Here is a 15,105-nt window from a genome sequence, read left to right as displayed (position 1 = left end):
GTTGAACTCGCGGTTCAGGATCGTCACGTACGCGTTGTCGGAAAGCTTCTGCCCCGCGACGGCAGCGCCGAAGTAGCGGCCCTTCTCGGCCGCCGCCGCCTTCAGGGTCGTGCCGGCGCCGCTGGCCGTGGGGGCGAGCACCGCCGTCATGCCCGCGGTGAGTGCGACGGCGAGGGACGCCGCCGCCAGCAGAGTTCTCTTGGGTTTCATGTCGTTCCTTTTCCGTGGTGGTCGCAACGGTGGTGGTCGCAACGGTGGTGGTGACGTGCCACTCTCTTGCCAGAAACGGACCGGGAGATCTGGCGTGGATCACGACGCGCTCGGCGCGGTCTGGTAGCGGTGCTGTCGGTGTCGACCGTGTCGATGGCCGACCTGACCGGGGACGGTTGAGCCCGCGCCGAAAACGAAGTCATGATCCTCCTGAGGCGAGGAACCGGGACGGGCATCTCGCGCCGGCACGTGCCGGCACCTGTCGTCCGGCCGGCTGACGCCGCTGCCGAGGGTGCGTGATCGACGTCCGCATGCCCTGGGGAACGCCGTGATCGTGAGGTGCGACAGCGGCTCGCCCGGTGAGCCACAGGTGCTGCCTTCCTCGATATCGAGGGTGAGCGATAACATGCCGTTCGTCAAGACGTAACATAAGCCTGTATCGATGCTGCCGAGCTCAGGATCCGCCGAAGCCTGCCTCGTCACCGTCGTCCCGACGCGCTGCCCTGGTGAGGATCAGGCGACGCCTGCCGCACCTCGTGCACGCGTCGACCACGCCGGCCCTGTTATCGCTCACAGGACCGCGGCCGGTCGGACCGCGGCCACCCGAGGGATGGGCGGCGGCCACCCTCGGACTGGTTGCGACCCGCCGGGACCGGACCACGCGGCAGCCAGCCGGGCCACGGCGGAACGGTCCGCCGTCACCAGGCGCATCCGCCCTGCGGCGGTTACGCCGGGCTCACCTCGGGCCGTACTCCGGCCAGGATGTCGGCGGCGGTGTGGGCCTCGATGCCGGGCGGCTCGTGGTCGGCGAATCGTGAGACGACAGCCCGGACGTGCCGCTCGGCAGGTGCCGCGAGGCCGTCGTAGACGGCCTCGAACAACTCCCGCGCCGGCCTCCTGAGCCAGTTCTTCGGCAGGAGTTCCAGGGGCAACTGCGGATCGAGGACGGGGAAACGCCGGAAGGTGTCCATCACCTCGGTCCGGGCCCGCACCGCGGCCGCTCCGTCGATCTCCCCGGTCACCACCCGGGGCAACACCGCCGTCCAGTGCGCAAGGAACGCCTGGTAGCTCCGGCCGATCTCGGTGATGTCCCAGGCCTCGATCGGCGCGCGGTGGATGGCGGACTCGATCGCGGTCTGCCGTCCGCGGAACACCGTGACGGCACCGAGGGTGAGCTGGTCGAGCTGGGTACGAGCGGCAGGGGTCAGCTCATCCGGCGAGATCCACAGTCCGTCGTACAACGGCGCGTATCCGAGCCACCGCAGTTGGGCACGAAGTGCCCGGCGCTGGGCGCTGCGGTCCTGTGGCAGCGAGAACGCGACGATCGTCCAGCACCCGTCCCAGGGTACTGTCGAGCTGGTCGAGGCGAGGATCCAGTGGCCGCCGGCGGAGAGGTTGGCAGCGGCCGCGCGGCTGAGTCGGTAGGAGCTGCGCCGCCCCAGTCGGCTGCCCTCCAGGACGCCGCGACGGGCCAGCCGGCTGATCGCGGTACGCGCGCCGGCTGCGCTCACCCCGGTCTCCGCGAGTAGCGCGACGATGGCTGCGGACGGAATCGCGGCACGAGTCCGCAGGGTGTAATCCGCCAGCAGGGTCACCGCCACGCCCTGCGGCGAGTTGCCGACCTGCCGCCGGGGCAGCCGGAGCGGCTGGTCCCCGTCGTCGGGATAGATCTCGTCGATGTCGAACGGGCTTGCCACAGGCGCTCCGTGCTCTTCAGGGACGGTGTGACGACTGTAGACGGAATGCCGTCGAACGAGCGCCCGACAGGTGATAGAAGAGCTTCGATTGACACTTGTTGGTCCGAGGAGAACACTAATTGCCACGCGATGTGGTCCGGAGTCGGGCAGGGCGAGCCACCGGTAGCGGGCATCGCGCGATCACCGCGGGCCCCGGGCATCCCCGCGAGGCAGATCGTGCGGCCATCCACAGCCTGCACAGGCAATCGAAGGAGTCGTCCCTTGAGATTCAGAAGGAAACTGCTGCTCACCCTGGCCGTGTCGCTGCTGGCGACCGGCCTGGCGGTCCCCGCGATCCAACCCGCGTACGCGGCGTCGCTGACCGAGGTGACCAGCTTCGGTGACAACCCGGGTCGGATGCGGATGCACGTCTACGTGCCGGACAACCGCCCGGCCCGGCCGGCGACCATCGTGGCGATGCACGGCTGCGGTGGGTCCGGCCCCGGCTTCTACTCCGGCAGCGAGTTCGCCGGCCTGGCCGACCGCTACGGATTCATCGTGATCTACCCGTCCGCGACCCAGCAGGCCGGGTTCGGCAACTGCTTCGACGTCTGGTCGGACGCGGCCAAGCGGCGCGGCGGCGGCAGCGATCCGGTGTCCATCGTCTCGATGGTCCGGCACGTGCAACAGCAGTACGCCGCCGATCCGGACCGCGTCTACGCCACCGGCAGTTCCTCCGGCGCCATGATGACCAACCACATGCTGGCCCTCTATCCCGACGTGTTCAAGGCCGGCGCCGCGTTCATGGGGGTGCCGTTCAACTGCTTCGCCAACGCGGCCGACTTCCCACCCACCAGCAGCCAGTGCACCGGCGGAAACATGAACCGGACGCCGCAGCAGTGGGGTGACGCGGTCCGCCAGGCGTACCCCGGGTACTCCGGACCCCGCCCGCGCGTCCAGTTGTGGCACGGCACCAACGACACCCTCGTGCCGTACTCGCTCCTGCAGGAGTCGATCGAGCAGTGGACGAACGTGTTCGGGCTGAGCCAGACGCCCACCTCGACCGACACTGCGCAGCCAAACTGGAACCGGCGCAGGTACGCCGACAGCAGCGGCACGGTTCAGGTCGAGGCGTACAGCATCCAGGGCGCCGGGCACAGTCTGCCCGCCAGCGGCATGGCCGCGTCCGCCATCGGGTTTTTCGGCCTGACCAGCCCGCCCAACCCGACCACGCCACCGCCCAACCCGACCACGCCACCGCCCAACCCGACCACCCCGCCGCCGGACTCCGGCGCCTGTCGGGTGACCGTCGCGGTCAACGCCTGGAACAGCGGGCTGACCGAGAACATCACCGTCACCAACACCGGCGCCAGCGCCGTCAACGGCTGGTCCCTGGTGTTCACCCTGCCCGGCGGTCAGAGCATCACCTCGGGCTGGAACGCCTCCTACTCACCGAACTCGGGACAGGTGACGGCCCGGAACGTCGCCTACAACGGCGGCATACCCGCGAGCGGATCGGTGACCGTCGGCTTCCAGGCCACGCACACGGGTAACACCGCCAGGCCGAGCGCGTTCACCCTCAACGGCGCGTCCTGCTCGGTGACCTGACACCGGACGCACTCCGGGGATGGGCACGTCACCGCGCCTCCCCGGAGTGTCGGCGGCCCCGCCAGGGCGGCCGGGCGGGCGTCGACGAGTACGTGCGCCGGTCACCATCTCGTGGTGACCGGCGCACGTGTTGTCGGGCTAGCGGTAGCCGGCGCTCACGATGCTGGCCTGCACCGCGGCCTCGGTCGCGTCGGACGGGTAGCCGGCGACCATGGCCCCCTCGTAGAAGGTGCCGGCGCTCAGGTTCGCGCCGCCGTCGGGCTTGCAGCAGTCACCGCCACTGCCCAGGATGATCGCACCCTGCTTCTTCATCGGGCTGTAGCCCGGCGGGAGCGAGCCGTCGTACAGCGTGTAGAGGCTGCCGGACGTGGCGTCGCTGCCCTTGATGGCGAAGCGGGACGTGCCGTTGTTCTTCAGCGTCGCCGTCACGAACTTGCTGGTGAAGGCGCGCTGGTTCGGGTTCCAACTCTGGCTGCCGCCGGGGAAGAGGCCCCACTCGAGGTCTGCCTGCACCCAGGGCCCGCTGCCCGAGCAGCCGCCGAACCAGCACTGCTTGCTGAAGTTGATGGCGTCCATCGCACCGGCGGCGTCGGCCTTGCGCGTCGTCTCGCTGTTGCCGTAGTCGAAGCAGCAGCCGCTGTTGACGTGGGTGCCGCTCGTCACCATGTACATGCCCTCGGGCGCGGCACCGGTCGGCACCCCGGTGAGGTGCCCGTCGCGCCAGTAGCTGTTGCCGGGGTTGATGTAGAGCGAGTACGCCTTGGCGCCGCCCACGGTCAGCGACTCGGTCGTCGCGACCGCCGGCCTGCTCTGCGGGCTGCCCGGAACCACGCTCGACCCCTGGTACCAGAGGTCGTTGCCGCGCCCGGACTGGTCGAAGACCACGGTGATCACGCAGGTGGTGCCGGCGCAGAAGGAATCCTGGGTCGCCGCGTTGGCGGTGCCACCCGTCCCGGTCAGCCCGACATTGCGGGTCGTGTTGTCCGACGAGCGCCGGACCTGGTAGAGGTTGCCGGTGTACGCCGCGTAGAGCGCCCGCGTCGTGCTGTGCGCCGCGACGCACGCAGTGCCGCCGGAGGCGTAGATGTCGCACGGACGCGCGCCGCTCGGCGGCGGACTGGTCGGCGGCGCCGAAGTCGGCGGCACCGAGGTCGGCGGCACCGAGGTCGGCGGCGTGTTCGGCGAGGCCCACTGTTGGTTGGCGCCACCGTTGCAGGCCCAGAGGATGACCTTGGTGCCGTTCGCGGTGCCGGCGGCGTTGGCGTCAAGGCAGAGCCCGGACTGCACGCCGGTGATAGTGCCGTTGCTGTTGACGTTCCACTGCTGGTTGTTCTGGCCGTTGCAGTCCCAGATGATCGCCTGGGTGCCGTTGGTGGTGCCACGGCCGGAGGCGTCCAGGCACTTGTTGCCGTACACCTGGATCTGCTTGCTCGACGTCCAGGTCCAGGTCTGGCCGGCGGCGCCGTTGCAGTCCCAGAGTTGCGTCTGGGTGCCGTTGGTGGTGCTGGAGTTGGGCACCTCGAGGCAGCGACCGGACGGCGTGCCGACGATCCGGGTGCTCTGCCCCGGCTGGATGGTGGCCGCCACGGCGGCCTCGGCGGCGAAGGGCGAGCCGGCGGGGGTGGTGCCGACGCCGATGCCCACGACGACGAGCACCCCGGCCAGGACACCGGCCAGGAGGGTCAGACGTCGGACGCGTTGACGTCTCGGAATGAGGTCGCGGGCCGTGTCTGGCCCGTTGCGGGACGGGGTTCGCACGAGGTGGCTCCTCGGAGTCGGGGAAGTGCGGGGGGATCGTCGACGCGCCACGGGCGGGTGGTGGCATGGCGAATCGCAGGGAATCGTATGACCTTTGTTTCATCCATGTCAATGAATGTGGTGCCGGGTGACGCGCTGGCTGCCGGGCGGGACAGCCAGCGCGTCACCTCCCCCGGGGCGACTACCGCCCCAGGATCCGCCATGTCTGGTTCAGGGTGCCGCCCTGGTTGACCGCCTTGCAGGTCCACTGGTGGACGAGTGCGCCGGCCGCCGTGGAGACGCCACTGACATCGACACACTTGCCGCTGTGTCGGGCGACGAGTTGGTAGTCGTGCGAGTCGTTGCCCGAGTAGGTCACCTTGCGAAGAGTGAACTGCTGGTTGGAGCTGTTCAGGCAGGTCCACTGGTGTACGGCAGCGCCGTCGGCGGTGGACACGCCACTGACGTCGAGGCACTTGCCGCTCTGCTGGTTGACCACGGTGTACGTGTTGGCCACGCCCGCGACCGGCCGGAAGTTCCAGAGCTGCTGGTCGCCGCCATCGCAGTAGTTCTGCTGTTGGACGTTGCCGTCGGCGGTGCTCAGGCCGACGTTGTTGAGGCACTGCTGGGAGTGCTGGGCCACCGCCACCGACTGGAAGCCACCGTCCGACGGGGGCAGCAGGGTGATCGTGTAGGTGTCGGTCTGGTTGGTGTACGGCACGGACACGGTGGCGTTGTTGTTGGACACGTTGACCACGCTGTTCGAGACCGTGATCGGCCCCGGCGCGGCGCCGCCGCCGTTGTGCGGAATGCGTTGGGTGAGGACCCGGACCTGGTTGTTCGCCACGATGCCACTGGTGGTGTCCAGGCGTTGCAGGTTGACGGTCAGGTTCCCGGTGGTACGGCCACCACCGATGAGGACCTTCGCCGTGCCGGTCGCCTTCGTGGCAAACGCGTCGTACGACTGACTGGGGGTGACCGCCGCGATCTGCCCGGTCTGGGAGGCGTAGTAGCGGTAGTTCCACCACTCGCCCTTGGGCTGGTGCTGCCCGGCCGAGTTGCGGATCAACAGGTTGCCGAGGTCGTTGTGCAGGCTGCCTCCGCTGGCCCAGTTCGCGCGCAGGCCGTCGGCCCGGGCGCGTTCCAGCCGCGCGATGTACCAGGCGCCGTCGGCCGGGTTCTGCTCGTCGGGCGCGCCGTACTCGTTGATCTGGTAGGGCCGTGGGTGGGGGATGCCACGGGGGTCGAGGGTGGCGTTGGCGGCGGCGACGTTGGCGACCGGGTCGCCCGGCAGCGAGTGCCAGCTGATGATGTCCGGCACCGTGTTGGTCGAGCGGACGAAGTCCAGGTACTGGTTCCAGAAGGCGTGGTTGGTCGACGGGACGCAGGCACAGCTCGGCCCGACGATGAGCTGGTTGGGGAACTCCACCCGCAGGCGCTGGTAGGTGCGGCGCCACAGTTCGAGGTACTGGGAGATCGGGCGGTTCCAGAAGATGGTGATGTTGGGTTCGTTCCAGATGTCCCACTGCACGTTCAGCCCGGACGCCCGGACGTCGGTGATCAGCCGGGTCAGGAAGTTGTCGTAGTCGGTCCAGTTGCCGTTGTCGCCGGGGAAGCGCGAGATTCCGGCACCGTCGGCACCCCACAGGTCGTGCGGCAGGATGATGAACTTCCCGCCGAGGGCGGTGGTCCGACGTGCCTGGGCGAGGGTGGAGTTCCACCGGCGGTCGTAGGTGCCGCCGACCCAGCCGCTGCCCGGCAGCTGCGCGCCACCGGCGCGCATGGACTGGAACTTGACGTCTCGGTAGAAGTGGTCGGCCGGACCGCTGGCGTTCTCGGTCATGCCGTAGATCCAGCCGGACGCGCGGTAGGTCGGCGTGCCGTTGTCCGTGGCGAAGTTGACGCTTATCGACTCGTCGGCGGCCTGGGCCGGGGACGCGGCGACGGTTACGGCGGCGGTGGCGGCGAGCAGGCCGACCACGAGTCGGGCGACGAGCGCGTGCGCTCGTCCTGACCTGCCGGGGGACGGGGTTTTCACGGGCGGCTCCTTGGTGGGGCGCGGGGGACGCTCTCCGGAGGGCTGCGCTTGCGAATCGATTCGCTGGGATCGTAGGACCCGGAACTGAACGATGTCAATGAAGTGACGGCGCGGTGAAGGTGGCGTTTCACAGCGCAACCTTCAGAACGCCCGATCATCTCTTGACCAGCCGGCAACGACGGACCTATCTTCGTGCGAACCGATTTGTCGAATCGGTTCGCCTCATGGTCGGACGGTGTCCGACCCCGCGACGGTCAACCCGCACACCCACCTGACGATCGACTGAAGTGAGGCAACACATGACAGGACTCAGTCGTCGACGGCGCCTGGCCGCCGTCGCCGTGATAGCGCTCGCCGCGGTGACCGGCAGCGCCTGCTCATCGTCGTCCGGCGACGGACCCGGCGACGGCGGCGCCTACCTCGTCTGGGACCCGTATCCGCAGTTCGCCGCCGACTCCGAGTGGGTCGCACTGCTCAAGAAGTGCGGCACCTCGGCGGGGGCGGCGAGCGTCGAGCGGACCGGCTACGACACCACCGACCTGACCAACAAGGCCCTGCTCGCCGCCCAGCAGGGCAACTCACCGGACGTGCTGATCGTGGACAACCCGGTCATCTCGACACTGGCCGAGGCCGGCGCGCTCACCACCACCGACGACAACAAGCTCGACGTCTCGGCCATGGCGCCGAACCTGCTCGGCGCCGGCCAGAGCGCCGGCAAGACGTACGGGGTGCCGATCGGCGCGAACACCCTCGCCCTCTACTACAACAAGGACCTGCTGGCCGCCGCCGGCGTCGATCCGGCCTCGATCAAGGACTGGGCGTCGCTGACCGCGGCACTGACCGCGGTCAAGGCCAAGGGGAAGAAGGGCATCACCTTCTCCGCGATCGGCACCGAGGAGGGCAGCTTCCAGTTCCTGCCCTGGTTCTGGGGCTCGGGAGCCCAGCTGACCAGCCTGGACTCGCCGCAGGCCGTGTCCGCGTTGACGCTCTGGACCGACTGGCTCAAGCAGGGCCTGGCGCCGAACTCGGTCATCAACAACACCCAGACCACGAGCTGGCAGGAGTTCGCCACCGGCGACTTCGCGTTCGCCGAGAACGGCACCTGGCAGTTGGCCAACGCGGAGAAGCTCGGCTTCTCCTACGGCACCATCGCCATCCCGGCCAGCGCGGGCGGTCCGGCCCCGGCGCCCACCGGCGGTGAGTTCGTCTCCATCCCGGTGCAGAAGAAGACCGACAGGTACGAGACGTCGCAGAAGATCGTCGCCTGCCTCACCAACGCCGACAACCTGCTCACCACCGACACCACGCTGTCCTACGTGGCACCCGTCGCCGCCGTGCAGGATCGGCAGGCCGCCGACCCCAAGCTCAAGGTCTGGGTGGAGGCGGTCCGGGCAGCCAAGGGCCGCACCGGTGACAACCTCGGCACGAAGTACCCGAAGATCTCGGAATCCCTGTGGACCGCGGTGCAGTCGGCGCTCAGCGGTGGGAAGACACCGAAGGACGCCCTGACCGCCGCTCAGGCCGCGACCAGGTAACCGCGCCGAACCGACACCATGCTCCCCTCGACACAAAGCTCCACTGCCGTACCGGATCCGGGTGAGGCGGCGAAGTCCGCCCCACCCGGTCCTCCGCCGTCCCGCGCCCGCCGGCCCAACCGTTGGCTGGCGTGGGGCTTCCTCGCCCCGGCGACCCTCTACCTGGTGGCCTTCTACGCCTACCCCCTCTACCGCAATCTCGAGTTGAGCCTGCGCGAGTACACCGTCCGCTCGTTCGTGCAGGGTGGCGCGCCCTTCGCCGGCCTCGACAACTACCGGACGGTCCTGACCGATCCGGCCTTCGGGTCCACGCTGACGCACACCCTGGTCTTCACTGGTGCCTCACTGGTCTTCCAGTTCACGATCGGCATGGCCCTGGCGCTCTTCTTCCACCAGCACTTCCCCCTGTCGCGCACGTTGCGGGCGCTGATCCTCGTACCGTGGCTGCTGCCCCTCATCGTCTCGGCCTCAACCTGGTCGTGGCTTCTCAACAGCGATTCCGGGCTGGTCAACGCGGCGCTCGGCGTCGTCGGCATCGACCAGGTCAACTGGCTCACCTCGCCGGGCTGGTCGCTCGCCTCAGTGATCATCGCGAACATCTGGATCGGCATCCCGTTCAACCTGGTGGTGTTGTACAGCGGGCTACAGGCGATCCCGATCGAGATGTACGAGGCGTCCGCGCTGGACGGCGCGTCGAGTTGGCAACGGTTCTGGGGAATCACCTTTCCGCTGCTGCGCCCCGTCTCCGCGATCACGCTGCTGCTGGGGCTGATCTACACGCTGAAGGTCTTCGACATCATCTGGATCATGACGAAGGGTGGCCCGACCAACTCCTCCGCCACGCTCGCGACCTGGTCCTACCGACTCGGCTTCGGCAACCTGCTGCCCGAGTTCGGTCCGGGTGCCGCCGTGGGCAACCTGCTCATCGTGATGGCCCTGATCGCGGGGCTCGTCTACATCCGGATCCAGCGGAGGCAGAACCTGCCATGACCACCTCCACACCTCGGGTCTGGTGGAAGACCGTCGTCGGTCTGGTGCTGACCGGACTGATGCTCTTCCCCGTCTACTGGATGATCAATGTGTCGTTCACCCGGGACCAGGACATGCGGGCCGATCCCCCGCACCTGTTCCCGACCAACGGCACGCTGGACGGCTACCGGGCCGTGCTCGACCAGCAGTTGCCGTACCTCGGCACCAGCTTCCTGGTCGGTCTCGGCACGGTGGCGCTGACCGTGGCGCTGGCCGCCCCCGCCGGGTACGCGCTGGCGAAACTGCGGCCACCCGGCGGCACGGCACTGAGTTTCGTCCTGCTGATCGCGCAGATGATCCCGGGCATCATCATGGCGATGGGCTTCTACGCCATCTACCTCAGTCTCGGCGTCCTGAACACGCTGCCCGGCCTGATCCTGGCCGACTCGACGCTGGCGGTGCCGTTCGCTGTGCTGATCTTCACGGCCTTCATGTCCGGCATACCCGACGAGCTGCTCCAGGCCGCCGTGGTCGACGGCGCCGGCCGGCTCCGGACCTTCTGGTCGATCGTGCTCCCGGTCAGCCGCAACTCGATCGTCACGGTGTCCCTGTTCGCGTTCCTCTGGTCGTGGTCGGACTTCATCTTCGCCTCGACACTCGCCGGCGGCGGCGACCACCAGCCGATCACCCTCGGCATCTACCACTACATCGGCAACAACAACCAGCAGTGGAACGCCATCATGGCCACCGCCGTCGTCGCCTCCATCCCCGCCGCGGTGCTGCTGATCCTGGCCCAGCGCTACGTCTCGATGGGCGTGACCGCCGGCGCCGTCAAGGACTGACCACCCGCACCACAGAAAGGCACCCGCCACCCATGACCGTCGCCCCGTCCGGTCCGGAGTTCGGAGTCCAGGACATCCCGTTCAGCTACCGAGGAGCCTGGTTCAACATCTCCCCGGTGGTCGCCGAGAAGACGTACGCCGACGATCTGCACCTGGTCTCCCACCAGACCGGGCTGCACCCCGTACTGCGGCTCTCCCCCGCGGCGACCGACGCCACGATCGTCGCCACACCCGCGCTGCTGACGTGGCGAAACGGCGCCGACCGGATCGAGGCTGTCTACGACGGCCCGGACACCCTGCGGATCCGGGGCCGACGGCTCGGCCTGCGGGTGGGCGCGGCCGCGCCCACCCTCACCCCGTTCAGCGGCACCTACCTCTACCACGACCCGGTCGACGGCTCCCACGTGTTCACCTCGTACGAGACCGGTCGCCGCTACCGGATCACCGTGCTCTCCGGTGCTCTCCGGCGCACCGACGGCGTCGAGGCGCTCGGCACCGCGGACCGGTACGTCGACCTCCCCGGTGACCAGCCCTGGGAGATCGCGATCGAGGAGTACGCCACCGCCCGCCGCCCGTACGCCGGTTCCGTCCCCTTCGACCAGCTGTGCCGCGACCGGGCCGCCGAGTTCAGCGCGTTCGTCGACGCGGTCGCCCCGTGGCGGGGTGCGGAAACCCCGGCCGCCGAGCTGGCCGCCTACGTCCTGTGGTCGGCCACCGTCGCCCCGGCGGGCTTCGTCACCCGGCCCGCGGTCCTGATGTCCAAGCACTGGATGGACAAGGTGTGGAGCTGGGACCACTGCTTCAACGCGATCGCCCTGGCCGCCGGCGAGCCCGAGCTGGCCTGGCACCAGTTCCAGCTGCCCTTCGATCACCAGGACGAGGCCGGCGCCCTACCCGACTCGGTCACGCACTCCGAGGTCCTGCACAACTACGTCAAGCCTCCCATCCACGGCTGGGCCCTGCGGCACCTGCGTCGACGCCTTCCCCAGCCACCGGACCGGGCGGCGTTGACGCAGACGTACGACCGGTTGGCCCGCTGGACCCGGTTCTGGCTCGACGCCCGCCGGGCCCCCGGGCAGGAACTGCCGCACTACCAGCACGGCAACGACAGCGGTTGGGACAACGCGACCACCTTCGACGGCAACCGGGTCCTCCAGACGGCCGACCTCGCCGCGTTCCTGGTGTCCCAGCTCCGCTGCCTCGCCGACCTCGCCACCGAGCTGGGTGAGCCCGCCGAACAGTGGTCCCGGGAGGCCGACCGGATCCACGGCGCCATGCTGCGGGACCTGTGGGACGGGGAACGCTTCACCGCCCGCAACCCGCACACCGGCCATCGGCGGGCGAGCCGGAGCCTGCTCGACCTGATGCCCGTCTCGCTCGGCGCCGACCTGCCCGCTCCGGTCGCCGCCGCGCTGGCCCGGGGCGTCGAAACCCACCTGACCACCCACGGGCTGGCCACCGAGCCGGTCGACTCGGCGCACTATCTCGCCGACGGCTACTGGCGTGGCCCGATCTGGGCACCCTCCACCGTCCTGGTCGAGGACGGCCTGCGGCGGGCCGGGCAGACCAGGATCGCCGACGAGATCGGTCGACGGTTCCTGGCGCTGTGTGAGAAGTCCGGATTCGCGGAGAACTTCGACGCCGAGACCGGGGCCGGGCTCCGGGACCGGGCGTACACCTGGACCGCCAGCAGCTATCTCATTCTGGCCGCCGGTCAGGAGGAACGGCGGGTCACGAAGGGGTAGCCCGCACCGGACCGGTGCTGGAGCGCAACGAGATGGGCGGGCTGTAGAGCCGGTGACGTGGCACGGCGCCGGGGGCGGCGATGCTCTCCAACAGCAGCGACACGGCCTCGGCACCCATCTCGACCATCGGCACGTCCGCGGCGGTCAACGGCGGACGGAAGTCCTCCGCCCAGTGCTGGGCGGCGACACCGGTGACGGAGAAGTCGCGGGGCACGGACAGGCCGGCGCCGGTCAGCGCCCGTTGCATTCCGGGCAGCGCGGCCTCGTTGATGGTGGCGATGGCCGTGACGTCGGGATGAGTCACGAGCAGCTGTTCCACGCACGCCTCGCCGGAGGCGGTGTCGTCGCCGCAGCAGACCTCCACACCGGTCAGGCCCCGCTCCACCGCCGCCGCCCGGAAGCCGGCCAGCGCCCGATGGCTGGGGCCGTAACCCGCGGCCACCAACTCGGCGGAGCGGTTCACCAGCGCCACGTGCCGGTGTCCCAGGTCGGCCAGGTGGTGCACGCAGCGGGCGATCAGCCCGGAGTAGTCGATGTCGATCCAACTCATGTCCTGCGGCTCGGCTATCCGCCCGATCGTGACGAACGGCAGACCGGCCCTGGTCAGGCGGGTCACCCGCTCGTCGGCGAGGCGGATCTCCATCAGGACCACGCCGTCCACCCGACGCCCGGTGACGATCCGCTCGAAGGACCGGTCGTGGTCACCACCGGACGGGGACAGCAGCACATCGAGGTCGTGGCGAGCGGCCGCCTCCACGACGCTGGCGACGAAACCCAACTGCATGTCGGTCAACCGCTGACTCGCCGGGGGAATCACCAGGCCGAGGGTGCGGGTGCGCCCCTCCTTGAGTGCGCGGGCACTTGCGTTGGGTCGGTAGTCCAGCTCGTCGATGACCGCCTGGATCCGCTGCCGGGTCGTCTCCGACACGGTCCGCTTACCGCTCAGCACGTAGGACACGGTGCTGCGGGACACCCCCGCCCGACGGGCGATCTCCCCGATGTTCATGCCGCGCCCTCGAATCGATTATTGCCCCGACACGGGGACGCACCGTTGTTCGCTGCTGAGCATATCCGTCCTGGATCGCGGGCCCGAGTCAGGAAGTCCGCAGCCAACACGGGCACGACCGACGATTACGGCTGCGCCAGGTAGCGCAATACATGGACGCGCATTAATGTAAAAAGGTGTGACGTGTGATGTCGCTTATCCCCGCACCCACCACACCGCCGAGAGGATCCGATGAATGTGAAGAGACGCTTGCGTCGCCTGATGGCCGCCGCGGGGACCGTGCTGGTTCTCGCCTTCGGTGCCAGCATCTACGTGGTCTCGGACGCGCCGGGAGTCGCCCGCGCCGCCGGCACCGGACCGTGCGACATCTACGCCTCGGGTGGCACCCCGTGCGTGGCCGCGCACAGCACCACCCGTGCGCTGTACGGCGCGTACAACGGCCCGCTCTACCAGGTCCGGCGCTCCTCGGACAACACCACCCGCGACATCGGTGTGCTGAGCGAGGGTGGCTACGTCAACGCCGCCACGCAGGACTCGTTCTGCGCCAACACCAACTGCGTCATCACCATCCTCTACGACCAGTCCGGCCGCAACAACCGCCTCACCCAGGCGCCCCCCGGCTACTTCGTCGGCCCCGCTCCCGGCGGATGGGACAACCTCGCCGACGCGAAGGCGGCACCGATCACCGTCGGCGGTCAGAAGGCGTACGGGGTCTACATCGCCCCCGGCACCGGCTACCGCAACAACAACACCAACGGCGTCGCCACCGGCGACCAGCCCGAGGGCATCTACGCCGTCGTGGACGGCACGCACTACAACCAGTGGTGCTGCTTCGACTACGGCAACGCGCAGACGAACAACCTGGCCGACGAGCGCGCCATCATGGAGACCGTCTACTTCGGGGCCAACAAGCAGTGGGGCCACGGCGCCGGCGCCGGACCATGGATCATGGCCGACCTGGAGTGGGGGCTGTTCTCCGGGGTGAACGCGGGGTACAACAACATCGCGCCCATCAACCACCGGTTCGTGACGGCGATGGTCAAGGGCGAGCCGAACCACTGGGCGATCCGGGGCGGCAGCGCGCAGTCGGGCGGCCTGACCACCTACTTCGACGGGCGTCGCCCCAACGGCTACCACCCGATGAAGAAGGAGGGGGCCATCCTGCTCGGCATCGGCGGCGACAACAGCATCACCGGTCGGGGCACCTTCTTCGAGGGTGTGTTGACCTACGGCTACCCGACGGCCGCGACCGAGGACGCCGTGCAGGCCAACATCGCCGCCGCCGGGTACGCACCGGCCGGTGGCGGTAACCCGCAACAGGGCGTCCAGGTCGTCGGCGGCCAGTCCGGCCGCTGCGTCGACGTGCCGAACGGCAGCACCACCAACGGCACCCAGGTGCAACTCTGGGACTGCGTCGGCAACACCGCGCAACGCTGGACCCCCACCGCCGGCAAACAACTGCAGGTGTACGGCAACAAGTGCCTCGACGCCAGCGGCCGGGGCACCACCAACGGCACCCAGGTGATCATCTGGGACTGCAACGGCGGCACCAACCAACAGTGGAACATCAACTCCAACGGCACCATCACCGGCGTCCAGTCCGGGCTCTGCCTCGACGCCAATGCCGCCGGCACCGCGAACGGCACCAAGATCCTCCTCTGGGCCTGCAACGGACAACAGAACCAGCAGTGGTCCACCCGTAGCTGAACCCGCGCCACCACCCGATCGGTCGGGCCGTC

Annotated in this window: 10 protein-coding genes and 1 pseudogene; 6 read left to right on the top strand and 5 right to left on the bottom strand. The window is 69.2% G+C overall.

Features of this window, described 5'->3' with window-relative positions:
- Nucleotides 1–210, bottom strand: a pseudogene (locus tag ACFYPM_RS22765) (1,4-beta-xylanase); the annotation flags it as partial.
- Between the two features lie 725 nt (nucleotides 211–935).
- On the bottom strand, nucleotides 936–1,907 hold the full coding sequence (locus ACFYPM_RS22760; RefSeq protein ID WP_387200233.1) for a PaaX family transcriptional regulator C-terminal domain-containing protein: 972 nt from the start codon (nucleotides 1,905–1,907) through the stop codon (nucleotides 936–938).
- Between the two features lie 261 nt (nucleotides 1,908–2,168).
- Here ACFYPM_RS22760 and ACFYPM_RS22755 point away from each other — a divergent pair, with 261 nt between their 5' ends.
- A complete protein-coding gene (locus ACFYPM_RS22755) occupies nucleotides 2,169–3,494 on the top strand; it encodes a PHB depolymerase family esterase (RefSeq protein WP_387200230.1) in 1,326 nt (441 codons plus the stop codon).
- A 138-nt stretch (nucleotides 3,495–3,632) separates the two neighbouring features.
- Here the strand turns inward: ACFYPM_RS22755 and ACFYPM_RS22750 are convergent, their stop codons facing one another.
- Entirely contained in the window at nucleotides 3,633–5,252 is a 1,620-nt protein-coding gene (locus ACFYPM_RS22750; RefSeq protein WP_387200227.1) for an arabinofuranosidase catalytic domain-containing protein, read from the bottom strand.
- A 181-nt stretch (nucleotides 5,253–5,433) separates the two neighbouring features.
- Nucleotides 5,434–7,269, bottom strand: a complete 1,836-nt coding sequence (locus tag ACFYPM_RS22745; protein WP_387200224.1) for an RICIN domain-containing protein — start codon at nucleotides 7,267–7,269, stop codon at nucleotides 5,434–5,436.
- Between the two features lie 299 nt (nucleotides 7,270–7,568).
- On the opposite strand from ACFYPM_RS22745, the gene ACFYPM_RS22740 reads away from it, so the two are divergent.
- From ACFYPM_RS22740 to ACFYPM_RS22725, 4 genes are read left to right on the top strand one after another with little or no spacing between them, the layout of a single operon-like run.
- Entirely contained in the window at nucleotides 7,569–8,804 is a 1,236-nt protein-coding gene (locus ACFYPM_RS22740; RefSeq protein ID WP_387200222.1) for an extracellular solute-binding protein, read from the top strand.
- 18 nt (nucleotides 8,805–8,822) lie between these two features.
- On the top strand, nucleotides 8,823–9,794 hold the full coding sequence (locus ACFYPM_RS22735; protein ID WP_387200219.1) for a carbohydrate ABC transporter permease: 972 nt from the start codon (nucleotides 8,823–8,825) through the stop codon (nucleotides 9,792–9,794).
- The gene (locus tag ACFYPM_RS22730) at nucleotides 9,791–10,615 is read left to right on the top strand and encodes a carbohydrate ABC transporter permease (RefSeq protein WP_357254383.1); all 825 of its coding nucleotides are present in this window, start codon (nucleotides 9,791–9,793) and stop codon (nucleotides 10,613–10,615) included. The genes ACFYPM_RS22735 and ACFYPM_RS22730 overlap by 4 nt, the downstream gene beginning before the upstream one ends.
- A gap of 32 nt (nucleotides 10,616–10,647) precedes the next feature.
- Complete coding sequence (locus tag ACFYPM_RS22725) at nucleotides 10,648–12,360, top strand: amylo-alpha-1,6-glucosidase (RefSeq protein WP_387200216.1); 1,713 nt, start codon at nucleotides 10,648–10,650, stop codon at nucleotides 12,358–12,360.
- Here ACFYPM_RS22725 and ACFYPM_RS22720 read toward each other — a convergent pair.
- Nucleotides 12,347–13,366 (bottom strand): LacI family DNA-binding transcriptional regulator, encoded by a 1,020-nt coding sequence (locus ACFYPM_RS22720; protein ID WP_387200213.1) that lies wholly within the window; start codon nucleotides 13,364–13,366, stop codon nucleotides 12,347–12,349. The genes ACFYPM_RS22725 and ACFYPM_RS22720 overlap by 14 nt on opposite strands.
- Nucleotides 13,367–13,597: 231 nt before the next feature.
- Here ACFYPM_RS22720 and ACFYPM_RS22715 point away from each other — a divergent pair, with 231 nt between their 5' ends.
- On the top strand, nucleotides 13,598–15,073 hold the full coding sequence (locus tag ACFYPM_RS22715; protein ID WP_387200210.1) for an arabinofuranosidase catalytic domain-containing protein: 1,476 nt from the start codon (nucleotides 13,598–13,600) through the stop codon (nucleotides 15,071–15,073).
- Nucleotides 15,074–15,105 lie beyond the last annotated feature (32 nt).

It is taken from the genome of Micromonospora sp. NPDC005203, from assembly GCF_042872705.1.
In the GTDB taxonomy this organism is placed as follows: domain Bacteria; phylum Actinomycetota; class Actinomycetes; order Mycobacteriales; family Micromonosporaceae; genus Micromonospora.
The sequence above is the reverse complement of the archived record's forward strand: the minus strand, read 5'-3'. Positions and strand labels throughout refer to the sequence as shown.